The organism is Roseomonas indoligenes, from assembly GCF_017813365.1.
Taxonomy (GTDB): Bacteria; Pseudomonadota; Alphaproteobacteria; order Acetobacterales; family Acetobacteraceae; genus Roseomonas; species Roseomonas indoligenes.
Map to the genome: position 1 here is coordinate 227081 of NZ_JAGIZA010000005.1, position 14383 is coordinate 241463.

A 14383-nucleotide genomic window follows, 5' to 3' on the forward strand; every position below is an offset into this window, starting at 1 on the left:
AGCGCTGCAAGCCGGAAATGCCGCCCGATCCTGCAGGAAGACCGGCCGACCGCCGGTTGATGAGGCCGCCCATGCCGCTCCCCCGCCGCTTCCCCTCCACCATCCCCGGGGCCTAGCCATGCGCGGCGCTTCCAGCCTGGCCCGCCGCGCCGCGGCCGATGCGGCCGAAGGCCGTCCACCGGAGCGGCCGCACAGCTTCGTCGCCCGGCTCGCGGCGGCCTATGCGGTGATCGGCCTCGGTGCGCTGGTGGTGGGCGGCGTGATCCTGCACCAGACGCTGAACCGGGTGGTGTGGATGGAGCACCAGCGCGGCATCCTGGCCGCCGGCGCGGAGGTGACGAACCGGATCGAGCGGGAGGGGCCGGCCGGCCTCGCCCGCCCGCTCGGCGGGGAGAGCGGGCGGCGCTTCGACGCCGCCACCGGTTCCATGCTCTTCGCCGTCACCGATTCGGAAGGCAACCGCCTGGCCGTCTCGCCCGGCGTCGATCGCCAGCTGCCGCGGGTGCAGGAGAACGGGCAGATCCCCCCCTCCTTCCAGCAGGGGCAGGACGGGACACGGCTCTGGGGCGTCACCCGCTGGGTCACCGGGCCGGACGGGCGGCGCATGGCCGTGCAGATCGCCCAGGACATGGAGCGGTCCTACATCGTGCTGGACGACGTGCCGGCGGCGGCGCTCGGCCCGGTGATCCTGGTGCTGGTCATCGGCGGCGTCCTGCTCTTCGTCGCCAATGTCGGGCTGCTGATCCTGCTCTCCTCCCCCCTCCGCCGTGCGGCGCGGGAGGCGGAGCGGATCGGTCATGGCGGTCCTCCGCGCCTGGACGAGCAGGGCATCCCCCAGGAGCTGCTGCCCCTGATCGGGGCGGTGAACGGCGCCCTGGACCGGCTGGACGACAGCCTGGAATGGCAGCGCGGCTTCTCCGCCGAGGTGGCGCACGAGTTGCGGACCCCGCTCGCCATCATCCAGGCCGAGCTGGACCTGTTGGACGCCGGCGCCGTGACCGACCGCCTCCGGCGCGACGTTCAGGAACTCGCGGAGCTCGTCTCCGACCTGCTGGAAGCCGCGGAGGCCGCCCGCGACATGCCCGTCGCCGATGGCGCCTTCGACCTTGCCGAGCTGGTGGCCCATGTCGCCCGCCGCTTCACCCCCATCGCGGCGAAGGAAGGGCATGCCCTGGACTCCCCGCCCGCCAACGCCCCGGTCTGGGTGCGCGGCGAGCGGGAGGCGATCGGCCGCGCGCTGCGGAACCTGGTGGAGAACGCCATCGCCCATTCCCCGCCCGCCGGCACCGTGACCTTGCGCCTCGCGGCGCCACGGGACGGCATGGCCGTCGTGGAGGTGGCGGACCAGGGCAAGGGGGTGCCGGAAGCCGAGCGGAAAAACGTGTTCCGTCGCCACTGGCGCGCCGGGGACGTGCGGCGCCGCGGCCTGGGGCTGGGCCTCTCCATCGTGGAGCGGATCGTGAGCTCTCACGGCGGCATCGCCGAGGTGGGGGACGCGCCCGGGGGCGGAGCGCTCTTCGCCCTGCACCTGCCCTTGGCGCCCGCGGCGGCCCTGGCTGTGGCGAAAGACTGAGGCGGGGCCGCCTATAGCAAGGCGCCCCGGCTCATGAGAGCCGGGGCGCAATAGGGTAGAATCCAGTTCGATCGCCGGAGGCTAGCGGCCCGACCGAGCTGCGCGACCCGGGAGATGCTCCAGGCGTGGAAGCCCTGGACGGTCCAATCAGTCCTGCGCAGCCCGGTCGATGAACAGCGCACCGCCGGTGACGATCCGGGCGCCGGGGTTCAGCCCGTCCGTGATCTGGACCATGCCGTCGGACTGCATTCCCGTGCGGACGCTCCGCATGATGAAGCGGTCGTCGCCCAGCGCCTCCCAGAGGGAGGTGTTGGCGCCCCGGTAGATCAGCGCGCCGGCGGGCACCGCCACCGCGTCCTTCGCCTCGCCCACCGCGATGCGGAAGGAGGCGAACATCTCGGGCTTCAGGAGGTGGTCGGGATCCTCCACCGCGGCGCGGACGGTCAGGCGGCGGGTGGTGGGGTCCAGCGAGTTGGCAACATTGGCGATCCGGGCGCTGAAGGCCTGGCCGGGAAGCGCGTCCACCGTCACCTGCACGTTCTGGCCCGGGCGGACCATCGGCGCGTCCATCTCGCGCACCCCCGCCACCAGCCACATCTGGGACAGGTCGGCGATGGTGTAGATCGGGTCGGAGTTGCCGGCGTTCAGCCACTGGTTCGGGCCGATGCGGCGGAACACCACCGTGCCGGCCAGGGGGGCGGTCACTGCCACCACCGCGTTCACGCGGCGGGTCCGCTCGATCTCCGCGATCTGCTCCGGGGTGCGGCCGAGAACGCGCAGCTTGTCGCGGGCGGCGGCCAGGGTGGCCTCCGCGGTCCGCTGGTCGGAGATGGCATTGGCCAGGTCGGCCTGGGACTGCTCCACGTCGCGGCGGGCGGCGGCCTTCGCGGCGAAGAGGTCGCGCTGCCGCGCCTCGTTCCGGCGGGCCAGGTCCACCGCGGTGCGGGACTTGCCGCCGGCATCGAGCGCGGAGAGCAGGTCGTTCGCGGCCTGGGTCAGGTCCGTCGTCTCGATCTCGAACAGCACGTCCCCGGCCTGGACCTGCTGGCCGGGCTGGGCGACGGCGCGGACCACGCGGCCGGTATAGGGGGAGAAGACGGGGGTGGACCGCTCCTCGTTGAAGGCGATGCGGCCCTCGGCCACGCGCTCCGGCCGGAAGGCGCGGGCGGCCACCGGCTCCACGCGCAGCAGCTTCGCCTCGGTCGGGGTGATGCGGAAGGACCCGTCGGCCTGGCGGCCGACATTCGACGCGGCCTGGGCGGGGGAGATAACCGCCGGAGCCTGATGACCGCCGAACTCCTTCCAGGCATAGCCACCACCGACGGCGAGCACGGCAATCCCGGCCAGCAGCAAGGGCAGGCGCCGGCGGGGCGCAACAGGCGCCTCAACCTGGGCGGCGGCGCTCTGGGAGGCAACCTCGGCGATCTGCGGCGGGGTCATCATCTTCATGGCCGTCACCCTGTTTCCTGCACCCGTTTGACGCATGATGCTCGGCGTGGTCCCGGGACCGGCTCGCGGGGCCTGTGGCCCTGCCCGCCGATCCATGGGCGGTGTTATGGACCGGTCAACTTACACGGCGCTTACAGGCCGAAGTTTTCACTTCCGATTTCTGGCGCACCGCGCCAATTGGGGCTCCCGGACAGGGGGCGCCAGAGCCATGCGCCCGGCTCTGCCGTAAAACCACCCCAGAGACTTACACGCCCGCGGGAGCCGCGACCTTGCGACACCTCGTTACCCAGGCCCTCGAGCGCCGTCCGCTCGTCCTGCTGTTCTTCGCCGTGTTCATGGTCATCGGCGTGCTCGGCTTCCGCACCCTGAACATCGAGGCTTATCCGGACCCGGTGCCGCCGACCGTGGTGGTCATCACCCAGAACCCCGGCCAGAACGCCGAGGAGATCGAGCGGACCATCACCATCCCGATCGAGGTGGCCATGTCCGGGCTGCCGAACCTGACCACGCTGCGCTCCACCAGCCTCTTCGGCCTCTCGGACGTGCGCGTGCAGTTCAACTTCAGCTACTCCTACGAGCAGGCGGTCCAACAGGTGTTGAACCGCCTGGGCCAGCTCGGTTCCCTGCCGAACGGGGCGCAGCCCGGCATCTCCCCCGCCTCCCCCATCGGCGAGATCATGCGCTACCGGCTGGTGGGCCCGCCCGGCTTCCCGCTGGAGGACCTGAAGACGCTGCAGGAATGGGTGCTTGACCGGCGCTTCAAGCGCGTGCCGGGGGTGATCGACGTCACCTCTTTCGGTGGGCGGTCCAAGACCTACTCGGTGCAGGTGGATCTCTCCCGCCTGAACGCCTACGGCCTCTCGCTGCCCAACGTGGTGGACGCCATCCGCCAGGGGTCCGTGAACGTCGGCGCGGGCACGTTGAACGTCGGGCCCCAATCCGTGGTGGTGCAGGGCATCGGCCTGATCCACTCCCTGGATGATATCCGCAACGTCGTGCTCGGCAGCCAGGGCGGGAACCCCGTCCTCGTCTCCGACGTAGCGACCGTGGGCGTGGGGAATCTGCCCCGTCTTGGCATCGCCGGGCATGAGAACGACGACGATGTGATGCTCGGCACCGTGCTGATGCGCCGCGGCGAGCAGACCCTGCCCACCATCCACGGCGTGCAGGCCGAGGTGAAGCGCATCAACGAGGGCGGCGTCCTGCCGCCCGGCGTGAAGATCGTGCCCCTCTATGACCGCGAGGACCTGGTCAGCAACACCACCGTCAAGGTGGTGCACAACATCCTGGAGGGCGTGCTGCTGATCCTCGTGATCCAGTGGCTGTTCCTCGGCGACCTGCGCGGCGCGATAGTGATCGCCGCGACCATCCCCTTCGCCTTCTTCTTCGCCGTGATCATGATGCTGGTGCAGGGGGAGAGCGCGAACCTCCTCTCCCTCGGCGCACTGGATTTCGGCCTTCTGGTCGATGCCACGGTCATCATGGTGGAGAATATTTTCCGCCACCTGCACCTGGCCCGGCACCACCTGAAGCCCGGCGAGAAGCCCCGCCCGGTGCCGATGACCGTGCTGAAGGCCGCGTCCGAGGTGGACAACGCCATTCTCTTCTCGATCCTGATCATCATCGCAGCCTTTATCCCGCTCTTCGCGATGGGCGGGATCGAGGGGCGCATCTTCGGCCCGATGGCCAAGACCTACGCCTACGCCATCGGCGGTGCGCTGCTGGCCACCTTCACCATCACCCCCGCCCTCTCCGCCACGCTGTTCAAGGTGGACACGGAGGAGAAGGACACTTTCGCGGTCAAGGGCATCCGCTGGACCTATACCCGGCTGTTCAACGGCGGCATGCGCCGGCGTGGCCTTACGATGCTGCTGGCCGTCGTCATGCTGGTGGGCAGCATGGGCGTGATGTCCCGCCTCGGCGCCGAGTTCCTGCCGACGCTGGAGGAAGGATCGATCTGGCTGCGCGCCACCATGCCCTCCACCATCTCCCTGGAGGAAGGGAACCCGGTGGCGAACCGGGTCCGCCGGGTGCTGATGGAGTTCCCGGAGGTGATCACCGTCACCTCCCAGCAGGGCCGGCCGGATGACGGCACGGACAGCGCGGGCTTCTTCAACGCCGAGTTCTTCGTGCCGCTGATCGCGCAGGAGAAGTGGACCACCGCGCCCACCCGCGACGAGCTGGTGGCGAAGATCAATGCGCGGCTGGAGGAGGAATTCGCAGGGGTGGAGTTCTCCTTCTCCCAGGCCATCTCCGACAACGTGCAGGAGGCGGCCTCCGGCGTGAAGGGCGCGAACGCGGTCAAGGTGATCGGGCCGGAGCCCGCCGTCGCATCCCGCATCGCGGACCAGATCCGGCGGGAGATGTCCCAGGTGCAGGGCATCGCGGACCTCGGCGTGCTCCTCAGCGTCGGGCAGCAGACCCTGTCCATCACGGTGGACCGCGCCAAGGCCGCGCGGCTGGGGCTTTCGGTGAACGACGTGAACACCGCCATCTCCGCGGCCGTCGGTGGCGAGGAGGCGGGGAACTTCTTCGAGCCGGGCGGGGACCGCAACTTCCCGATCGTCGTCCGCCTCTCCCAGCAGTACCGCGATGGGCCGGACGCGATCGGCCGCGTGCCGGTGGGCAACAACGCCGTGCTGCGGGACGTGGCCAAGATCGAGATGATCTCCGGCGCCTCCTACATCTACCGCGAGAACTCTGCCCGCTACGTGCCCGTCCGCTTCTCCGTCCGCGGCCGCGACCCGGCCAGCGCGGTGCTGGAGAGCCAGGACCGGGTGGAGCGCAACGTGCAGCTGCCCCAGGGCTACCGGCTGGAATGGGTGGGCGAGTTCCGCAACCTGCAGGCCGCCGTGGCGCGGCTGATGGTGGTGGTGCCGATCGCCCTCGCCATCATCGCGGTGCTCCTCTACGTCGCCTTCGGGCGCCTGCGGGAGACGCTGATCGTCTTTGCCATGCTGCCCCTCTCCATCTCCGGCGGCGTGCTGGCGCTGGCGGCGGCTGGGCTGAACTTCTCCGTGCCCGCCGCCATCGGCTTCCTCGCGCTGCTCGGCATCACGGTGATGGAGGCGATCATCTTCCTCTCCTACTTCAACCAGCTGCGGGACCAGGAAGGACTGGCCTGGACGCCGGCGCTGACCCGGGCGGGGTTCGACCGGCTGCGGCCGGTCATGATGACCTGCTTTGCCTCCTTCTGCGGGCTGCTGCCCATGGCGCTGGCCCACGGCATCGGCGCGGACGTGACGAAGCCGCTGGCCATCGTGGTGGTGGGCGGGATCGGGCTGGTGCCGATCTTCATCCTCGTGGTGCTGCCGGTGACGGTGGACCTGCTCGGCCGCCGCCGGGCGGAGCGGGAGGAGAAGGCGCAACTCGCCGCCCTCGTGGGCGCCACCCCCGCCGAGTAAGAACTCGCCGGGCCCTGGCGGGCCCGGCCTTCCCCTGCCCGCCCATCCTCGCAAGACTGTCGCGAAGGACTCGTATGATGACCCGCCTCCAGCCAGCCGTCCTCGCAGCCGCGCTGCTCGCCTCCACCGCCCTGGCCTCGACTGCGCTCGCCCAGGGCGTCGTCGGCCCGGCCCCGACGCGGCCCGTGCCCGCGCTGCCCGGGGCCACCGCGCCCGTCGCCGGGGCGCCCGCCCCGCTGCCGGCAGTCCAGGCTCCAGTGCTGCAGGGCCCGGTGGTCGCGCCGGTCGTACCCGATGCCACCAGCCCCGCTGCCGTGCCCGCGGTGCCGACGCCGCGCCCCCTGCCGCCGCCCCGCCCCACCCGCGCCCCCTCCACGATGGAGGTCCCCATCCGCGCTCCGGCCCTAACTCTGGCCGAGGCGGAGACGATGCTGCTGGACCGCAACCTGGCCGTGGTGGCGGCGCGGCGCGGCGTGGACATCACGCGCGCGCAGCGGCTAGTGGCGGATACGAATCCGGCCGGCTCGGTGGGGTACAGCCAGACCACGGCGCAGGTGAACGAGCGCAGCCGGTTCAGCGGCTACAATGGCGGGCGATATATCTCGCCCCTCAACAACGCCTCGGTGAATCTCTCCTTCACCATCGAACGGGGCGGGAAGCGCGAGCTGCGGCGTCGCCTGGCCGACCAGAACATCAGCGTGGCCGAGGCGCAGGTGCTGGACGCCCTGCGCGGGCAGCTCCTCGCGCTGCGCCAAGCCTTCATCTCCGCGCTGCAGGCGCGCGCCAACCTGCAGGTGGCGCTGGCGAACCGCAGCAGCCTCAACGGCACGGAGGGCCTGCTCTCCCGGCAGGTGCGGGACGGCGCCATCCCGGAGTCCGACCTCCTGCGCTTCCAGGCCAGCCGCCTGCCCTTCGAGCAGGACGTGGCCAATGCCGCCCAGGCCTATGCCGTGGCCGCCGCCCAGGTGGCCGCGCTTCTGGGGCAGGACGCCAGCCGCACCTCGGAGGCGGCGGCGCGGGGCGTCGGGCGCGACCCGGTGGCCGCCATCCTCGCCGGCATGCCCTTCGACCTGCGCGGCGACTTCACGAATACCCCGCCGCTGGACGTGACCCGCGAGACCCTGGCCGACGCGCTGCCGAACCGCCCGGACGTGCTGGTGGCCTCCCGCAACGTGAACGCGGCCGATGCCAATTCCCGGCTGGCAGAGGCCGCTCGCTCCCGCGACCTCTCGGTTTCCGGCAGCGTGACGCGCACGGAGCTGAGCCAGGACCTGCCCGAGTCCAGCCGGCGCCTGCGCGCCAACGACACCCTGGGTATCGGCGTCTCCATCCCGATCTTCACCAGCCGGATCACGGAGGGGAACATCGCGGTCGCCAATGCCCAGCGCGGTCAGGCCCAGGCCCAGGCGCAAGCGGCGCTGGCCACGGCGCAGGCCGACCTCGCCGTTGCCTGGGCCACCTATGTCCAGTCCCGCGCCCTGCTGGACCTCACCACCGGTGCGGCGCTGCGCCGGGCGGAAGAAGCCTACCGTTCCACGGAGGCCGCCTACCTCGCCGGCGGGCGGACCCTGCTGGATACGCTCGACGCCCTGCGGACGCTGAACGCCACCCGCGTGGCGGCCAATGCCGCGCGCGCCGCGTATCTCAACGCCCTGGCCGGGCTGGAGCAAGCAACCGGGGTGGAGGGGATCGCGCCCCGGCTCTGAGCTGATGGCATCGCCAGACGACATGGCGGTTGCGCGTGGCGGTTTTGCCTTGCGCAACCTACATGCCGGTGATGCCAGACAGCGCCCGCCTTCAGGACTTCGTCCACGGCCATGACAGGATCTTCGTGCTCACCGGCGCGGGGTGCAGCACGAATTCCGGCATCCCCGACTACCGGGACGCGGACGGTCAGTGGAAGCGCGCCCAGCCCATGACATACCAGGCCTTCACGGGCACCCACGCGGCGCGACAGCGCTACTGGGCGCGCAGCCTCGTCGGCTGGCGCAGCTTCGGCCGGGTGCGGCCCAACACCGCGCATGAGGCCCTGGCCCGGCTGGAGGCGCGAGGCAAGAGCCGGTTCCTGCTGACCCAGAACGTGGACCGGCTGCACCAGGCCGCCGGAAGTCGGGAGGTGGTGGACCTGCACGGCCGCCTGGACAGGGTGCGATGCCTGGGCTGCGAAAGGGTGATCCCGCGCGAGGAATTCCAGCAGGAGATGACCCGGCGCAACCCCGACTGGGCCGGGTTGGAGGCTGCCCGCGCACCAGATGGCGACGCCGATCTGGAGGGGCAGGACTTCTCCAGCTTCGATGTGCCCCCCTGCCCCGCCTGCGGCGGCGTGCTGAAGCCCGATGTCGTCTTCTTCGGCGAGGGCGTTCCGCGCGACAGGGTGGAGGCGGCGAACGAAGCGCTGGAGACGGCCGATGCGGTGCTGGTCGTCGGCTCCTCGCTGATGGTCTGGTCGGGCTTCCGCTTCGTGCAGGCGGCGGCACGGGCGGGGAAGCCGGTGGTGGCCGTCAACATCGGCCGCACCCGCGCCGACGAGCTGCTCGCCTTCAAGGTCGAGCAGCCCTGTGGTGAGGCGCTCTCCTTCCTTCTCTAGCCGCCCCCTTAACCCTCCGCCGCCAGCATCGCGGCGTCGATCTGGGACAGCAGCTGGGGGAAGTCCACGGGCTTGGGATGGTAGTCGTCGCAGCCTGCCGCCAGCATCTTGTCCCGGTCCCCGGCCATCGCATGGGCCGTCAGCGCAATGATGGGGATGCGTGCGGTCTCCGGGTCCGCGCGCAGGGTGCGGGCCGCGGTCCAGCCGTCCATAACCGGCAGGTTCATGTCCATTAGGATCACATCCGGCTTCTCCGCCCGCGCCACGTCCACGCCCTGCTGCCCGTCATGGGCCAGAACCACGTCGAAGCCGCGGCGGCGAAGGCGGCGGGAGAGGAAATCCCAGAGTTCCTCGTGATCCTCCACCAGCAGGATCTTGGTCATTGCGATGCGGCCTCCGTCTGCGCCTCAAACGGCGCGGCTGGCTTCGGGTTCCGGGATGCCGCGATGCGGCGAAGCTCCGTCAGCAGGGCCTCGGGCGGCTCGTCGTCGGCGGGAACGACCCGCTGGACCTGGCCACGCAACGCCTCCAGCTCAGCCGGGGCCACGCCGCCGCCGGCCAGGGCGATGACCTGGACCTCCTTCCAGGCGGGGTTGCTGCGAATGCCCTGGACGAGATGCAGGCCGTCCCCGTCCGGCCCGGGAATGGCAACGAGGACGAGGCCAAAGGACGTCGCGCCGGGTGCGGAGAGCCGGGCCATGGCTGCCTCCGCCGTCTCGGCCTCCTCCACGCTCCAGCCCTCGCTCTCCAGCAGGCGTCGCAACTCCATGCGCGGCTCCGGCTCGGCCTCCACCACCAGGGCGGCGCCGGGGGCGCGGTAGCGGTCCAGCACGTCGCGCAGCCGATGCCACTGGATAGGCTTGATGAGGTAATCGGCGGCGCCCAGCGAGACGGCCAAGGCCCTCTCCTGCACGATGGAGACCATCACCACCGGGATTTCCGCCAATTCCGGATCCGCCTTCAGCGCGGTCAGGACGGACCAGCCATCCATCCGCGGCATCATCACGTCCAGCAGGATGGCGGTGGGGCGGAGCTGGCGGGCCATCCGCAGCCCCTCCTCCCCGTCATGAGCGCAACGCACGGAGAAGCCGTCCCGCACCACGAAGCGGGAGAGCAGCTCGCGCGAGGCCGGATCATCGTCCACCACCAGCACCAGCCCGGCGGCGCCAGCCTCCTCCTCGATGCTCGGCATCGGCTGCTCGGCGGAGGGCTCGGGACCCGTCTCCCGCATGTCCATCGGCACGCGGATGGTGAAGGTGGTCCCGCGCCCCTCCTCGCTCTCCACGGAGATATCGCCGCCGAGCAGGGTGCAGAAAGCCCGGGTGATCGCCAGCCCCAGCCCAGTCCCACCGAAACGGCGGGTGGTGGAGCTGTCGGCCTGGGTGAAGCGGCGGAACAGCTTCGCCAGCTGCTCGGGGTTCATGCCGATCCCGGTGTCGGCCACGCGGAAGGCGATCTCGCGCCGGCCCATGGTGTCCCGCCCCGTCTCGGCGGAGAGGGTCACGCGGCCGCCCTCGGTGAACTTGCTGGCGTTGGAGAGAAGGTTGATGAGGCACTGGCGGAGCTTCACCTGGTCGCTGCGCATGGTGCCCAGTCCTTCGGTCAGCCGAACCTCCAGCGCATTGCCCTTCCGCTGCAGCAGCGCCTGCACGGTCGCCACCGTCTCAGAGACGAGGGTCTCGATTTCGAATTCCTCGACATGCGTCTCCATCCGCCCGGCCTCGATCTTGGAAAGGTCGAGCACGTCGTTGATGAGGGAGAGGAGGTGGCGCGCATTGGCGCCGATCTTCTGCAGGTCTTTCGTCAGCACCTCGCCGCCCTCGATATCGGCGGCCTCCTCCTCCAGCATCTCGGAGTAGCCGATCACGGCGGAGAGCGGCGTGCGCAGCTCGTGGCTCATATTGGCGATGAAGGTGCTCTTCGCGCGGTTCGCCTCCTCCGCCGCATCGCGCGCCAGCGTCGCCTCCTCCTGCGCCTCACGCAGTTCCGTGATGTCGGTGTTCGTGCCGAACCAGCCGAGGATCGCGCCCTCCGGGTTCGTTTCATCCGGCTCATCGCGGATCGGGACGGCGCGGGAGAGGAACCAGCGGTAGTGGCCGTCCACGCCGCGGAGCGGGAAGGAATCCTCCCAGTCCCTTCCGGCGGCGATGGCGTCCCGGAACCGGGCAAGCACGCCGTCCACATGCTCGGGGTGGTGGACCTTGGTCCAGCCGGACCCCTTCATCGCTTCGTAGTCCTGGCCGGTGTAGTCGTACCAGCGGCGGTTATACCATTCGATCTCGCCCTTCGCGTCCGTCTGCCAGGCAAGCTGGGGAAGCGAGTTGGCGAGGTTGCGGAACCGCGCCTCGCTGCGCAGTAGCCGCTCCTCCGCGCGCTTCCGGCGCGTCACGTCAGTGAGGACGATCCCGGCACCCAGCCCCTCCACCGCCGTGCCCGCCGCGGGAAACAGGGTGACGAGGAGGTGGTGCACCTCGCCCGGGCGGGGCTGTGTCTCCACCTCCGAGGCGGACTGGCTGCGCCCGCCTTCCAGCACCGCCCGCAGCCGCGGCTCAAGCTTCGCCGCGACGTCAGGCGGCAGGGACTCGCCCTTGCCGCCCTCCAGCCCCATGGTGCGGCGCGCGATCTCGCCGAAGGCAAGGTTGGTGTTTCCCACCCGCATGTCACGCCCGATAAAGCCGAGCCCGACGGGCGCACCGGTCATCACCGCGTCCAGCAAGGAGTTGGCGCGGCGCTCCGCCCGGCGCCGGTGCACCGCATAGCCCGCCAGCAGCCCGCAGGCGAGCAGCGCCGCCCCCAGCGCCGCGCCGCCGAGCCAGAGCGCACGGTGCCCGGACCGCCGGTTCAGCGCCTCCACGCGTTGCCGGGCGGCAGTCTGCTGGGCGGCCACCTCGGCACGGATGGTGTCCATCAGCTCGCGGCCGCGGCCTGTCTCGACCATGGCGCGGGCGCGGTCCGCGTCGCCCTCCCGCCGGACGGCGATGGAGCGCTCCGCCTGATCCTCCCGCTGCGCGATCAGGGTGCGCAGCCGCGGTTCCGGCGGCAGCCCGGCGGGACCGCGCAGCGCCTCCACCGTCCGCATCCGCTCCTCCACCGCCGCCAGCCCGGCGCGGTAGGGCTCCAGATACTCCTCACGCCCAACGAGGAGGTAGCCGCGCTGCCCCGTCTCCACGTCCTTCAGGGCGGAAAGGGCGCCTTCCAGCGCCACCACCAGCTCGGCCCCGGCGGCGATGGAGTCGGAATCCCGGTCGTCCATCGCGTAGCTCACCACGCCCAACGCCACCGCCACCACGGCCAGGGCGCCGGCGATCAGGGGCACGCGTGGCCAGCGGCGCCGGGCCGGCGCGGATCCCGCAGCGGGACCGGGGGCAGGACCGGGAGCGGTCTCAAGCGCCAGGGTATCGGGCACGTCGGCTCCTTCGGTAATCTCGGGGCAGTCTGGGGCGTTCCTCCGGCCACGGGCCTAACCGGTGACACTCAGGTGGCGCTTCCCGGCGCAACGCGGGCAGGGCTGGCGGGTTGTGCCGGGGCGTGGTCCCGCCGCGCCCCCTCGCTTCAGCCGGACCCGACGCGCCGCATGGCCCCACCTGATCGACGCCTACCCCCCACCGCCACGCCGGGGAACCCCGTGGCGGGGGCCGCCATGCTTGTCTCGGCCGCCATCGTCGTGGCGGCGCTGTATTTCGGGCGGGATGTGCTGGTGCCGCTGGTGCTGGCGGTGCTGCTGGCCTTCGTGCTGGCCCCGATCGCCCGGCTGCTGCAGCGCGTGGGGCTGCCCAAGGGCCTTGCCGTGATGGCGGCGGTGCTGGCGGCCTTCGCCCTGATCGGCGCCATCATGGCGGCCATCGGCGCGCAGGCCGCCGATCTGGTGGCGGACATCCCGCGCTACGCCGCCACGCTGCGGGACAAGCTGGGGACGCTGCAGGGTCTGGGCGACCTGCTGCGGCGCGCGGAAGGGCTGCTCGGCAGCCTCGGGATCGGCGGACCTGCGGAGCCAGCCTCCACCGCGCCCGGTACGGTGGTCGTGGCGCAGGCCCCGCGATCAGAGGCGGCGCTGCTGAACGTGGTGGGTGCGGTGCTCGGCCCGATCCTGCACCCCCTGGCCACCGCGGGGCTGGTGATCCTCTTCAGCATCCTCGTCCTCCTCTATCGGGAGGATCTGCGGGACCGCGCCATCCGCCTCGCCGGCGCGCGGGACCTGCACCGGACGATGACGGCGATGAACGACGCCGCCAGCCGCCTTTCCCGCCTCTTTCTGGCGCAGGTGGCGCTGAACGCCGCCTATGCCGTCATCGTCTCCATCCTGCTCTGGGCCATTGGCCTGCCCAGCCCTCTGCTATGGGGAATCCTTGCCGGGCTGATGCGCTTCGTGCCCTTCATCGGCACGCCCATCGCCGTGGCGCCGCCCCTGATCCTGGCCCTGGCGGTGGACGCGGGCTGGTCCATGGCGGCCCTGGTGCTGGGGATGTTCATCCTCGGCGGTGCTGTGATGGGGCAGGTGCTCGAACCCCTCCTCTTCGGCCGCCGCACCGGGCTATCCCCCCTCTCCGTCGTGCTCTCGGCGAGCTTCTGGGCCTTCCTGTGGGGCCCGATCGGCCTGCTGATCGCCACCCCCCTCACGGTGGGCTTGGTCGTGCTGGGCCGCCACGTCCCGCGCTTCGAGTTCTTCGACGTGCTTCTCGGCGACCGGCCGCCGTTGCAGCCGGAGGAGAGCTTCTACCAGCGCGCCCTGGACGGCGACGCGGACGGGCTGGTGGACCAGGCGCGGGAGGCGCTGGACGAGCCCGGCGCGACGATCGCCGCCTATGGCGACGGCGTGGCGCTGCGGGGCTTGGTGCTGGCCCAGACCGACTGGTCCCGCGAGGCGCTGGAGCCGGAGCGGCTGGAGGTGATTCGCGCCCAGGTCGGCACGCTGCTGGACGACCTCTCCGACTACGGCCTGGCCGCGGAATCTCCCCTACCCGCCGCCTGGCGTGCGGAGGGCGCGGTGGTCTGCATCGCCGGGCGCGGCCCGCTGGACGAATTGACGGCGCGGCTTGCGGGGCTGGTGCTGCACCGAACCGGCCTCGGCGCCCGGGCGGAGCCGAGCGCGGTGCTGGAGACGGCCAACCTCTCCCGCCTTGACCCCGCGCTGGTTCGGCTGGTCCTCCTCTCCGTGCTGGAGGAGGGGAACAGCGTCGCGGGCATCCGCTTCTTCCTGCGGCGCATCGCCCGGCAACTGCCGGAGGCGAAGGTGATCGTGGGGCTTTGGAACGCCGCCCCCGACAGCGCCATGCTGGCCGCCCTGCGCGAGGAGGGCTCGGCGGAGGTGATCATCACCTCCCTCAGCGAAGCGGCGGCCCTGGGCGAGGCAATGGCCGCGCGCGCGTGACG

The 14383-nt window shown here is 71.4% G+C and carries 8 protein-coding genes; 5 read left to right on the forward strand and 3 right to left on the reverse strand.

Annotated features, from left to right (window positions below; translation table 11 throughout):
• Positions 1-118 precede the first annotated feature (118 nt).
• Positions 119-1573, forward strand: a complete 1455-nt coding sequence (locus J5Y10_RS10745) for a sensor histidine kinase (protein ID WP_209373407.1) — start codon at positions 119-121, stop codon at positions 1571-1573.
• A 147-nt stretch (positions 1574-1720) separates the two neighbouring features.
• On the opposite strand, the gene J5Y10_RS10750 is transcribed toward J5Y10_RS10745, so the two are convergent.
• Positions 1721-3022, reverse strand: a complete 1302-nt coding sequence (locus J5Y10_RS10750; protein ID WP_209373408.1) for an efflux RND transporter periplasmic adaptor subunit — start codon at positions 3020-3022, stop codon at positions 1721-1723.
• A gap of 269 nt (positions 3023-3291) precedes the next feature.
• On the opposite strand from J5Y10_RS10750, the gene J5Y10_RS10755 reads away from it, so the two are divergent.
• The 3 genes from J5Y10_RS10755 (at position 3292) to J5Y10_RS10765 (ending at position 9013) form a co-directional block, all read left to right on the forward strand.
• Complete coding sequence (locus J5Y10_RS10755; RefSeq protein ID WP_209373411.1) at positions 3292-6426, forward strand: efflux RND transporter permease subunit; 3135 nt, start codon at positions 3292-3294, stop codon at positions 6424-6426.
• A 77-nt stretch (positions 6427-6503) separates the two neighbouring features.
• Positions 6504-8132 (forward strand): TolC family protein, encoded by a 1629-nt coding sequence (locus J5Y10_RS10760; RefSeq protein ID WP_209373414.1) that lies wholly within the window; start codon positions 6504-6506, stop codon positions 8130-8132.
• Between the two features lie 62 nt (positions 8133-8194).
• Entirely contained in the window at positions 8195-9013 is an 819-nt protein-coding gene (locus J5Y10_RS10765) for an NAD-dependent protein deacetylase (protein ID WP_245214534.1), read from the forward strand.
• 8 nt (positions 9014-9021) lie between these two features.
• Here J5Y10_RS10765 and J5Y10_RS10770 read toward each other — a convergent pair whose 3' ends face one another.
• The gene (locus J5Y10_RS10770) at positions 9022-9396 is read right to left on the reverse strand and encodes a response regulator (RefSeq protein ID WP_209373417.1); all 375 of its coding nucleotides are present in this window, start codon (positions 9394-9396) and stop codon (positions 9022-9024) included.
• Entirely contained in the window at positions 9393-12419 is a 3027-nt protein-coding gene (locus tag J5Y10_RS10775) for a response regulator (protein WP_209373419.1), read from the reverse strand. The genes J5Y10_RS10770 and J5Y10_RS10775 overlap by 4 nt, the downstream gene beginning before the upstream one ends.
• Positions 12420-12587: 168 nt before the next feature.
• Here J5Y10_RS10775 and J5Y10_RS10780 point away from each other — a divergent pair, with 168 nt between their 5' ends.
• The gene (locus tag J5Y10_RS10780) at positions 12588-14381 is read left to right on the forward strand and encodes an AI-2E family transporter (RefSeq protein ID WP_209373421.1); all 1794 of its coding nucleotides are present in this window, start codon (positions 12588-12590) and stop codon (positions 14379-14381) included.
• The last annotated feature ends 2 nt before the right edge of the window (positions 14382-14383 follow it).

Excerpts from the sequence above, each read along its gene's own strand:
- J5Y10_RS10745 (WP_209373407.1), top strand. The coding sequence starts at position 119 with ATGCGCGGCGCTTCCAGCCTGGCCCGCCGCGCCGCGGCCGATGCGGCC.
- J5Y10_RS10750 (WP_209373408.1), bottom strand. The coding sequence starts at position 3,022 with ATGAAGATGATGACCCCGCCGCAGATCGCCGAGGTTGCCTCCCAGAGC.
- J5Y10_RS10760 (WP_209373414.1), top strand. The coding sequence starts at position 6,504 with ATGACCCGCCTCCAGCCAGCCGTCCTCGCAGCCGCGCTGCTCGCCTCC.
- J5Y10_RS10765 (WP_245214534.1), top strand. The coding sequence starts at position 8,195 with ATGCCGGTGATGCCAGACAGCGCCCGCCTTCAGGACTTCGTCCACGGC.
- J5Y10_RS10770 (WP_209373417.1), bottom strand. The coding sequence starts at position 9,396 with ATGACCAAGATCCTGCTGGTGGAGGATCACGAGGAACTCTGGGATTTC.
- J5Y10_RS10780 (WP_209373421.1), top strand. The coding sequence starts at position 12,588 with ATGGCCCCACCTGATCGACGCCTACCCCCCACCGCCACGCCGGGGAAC.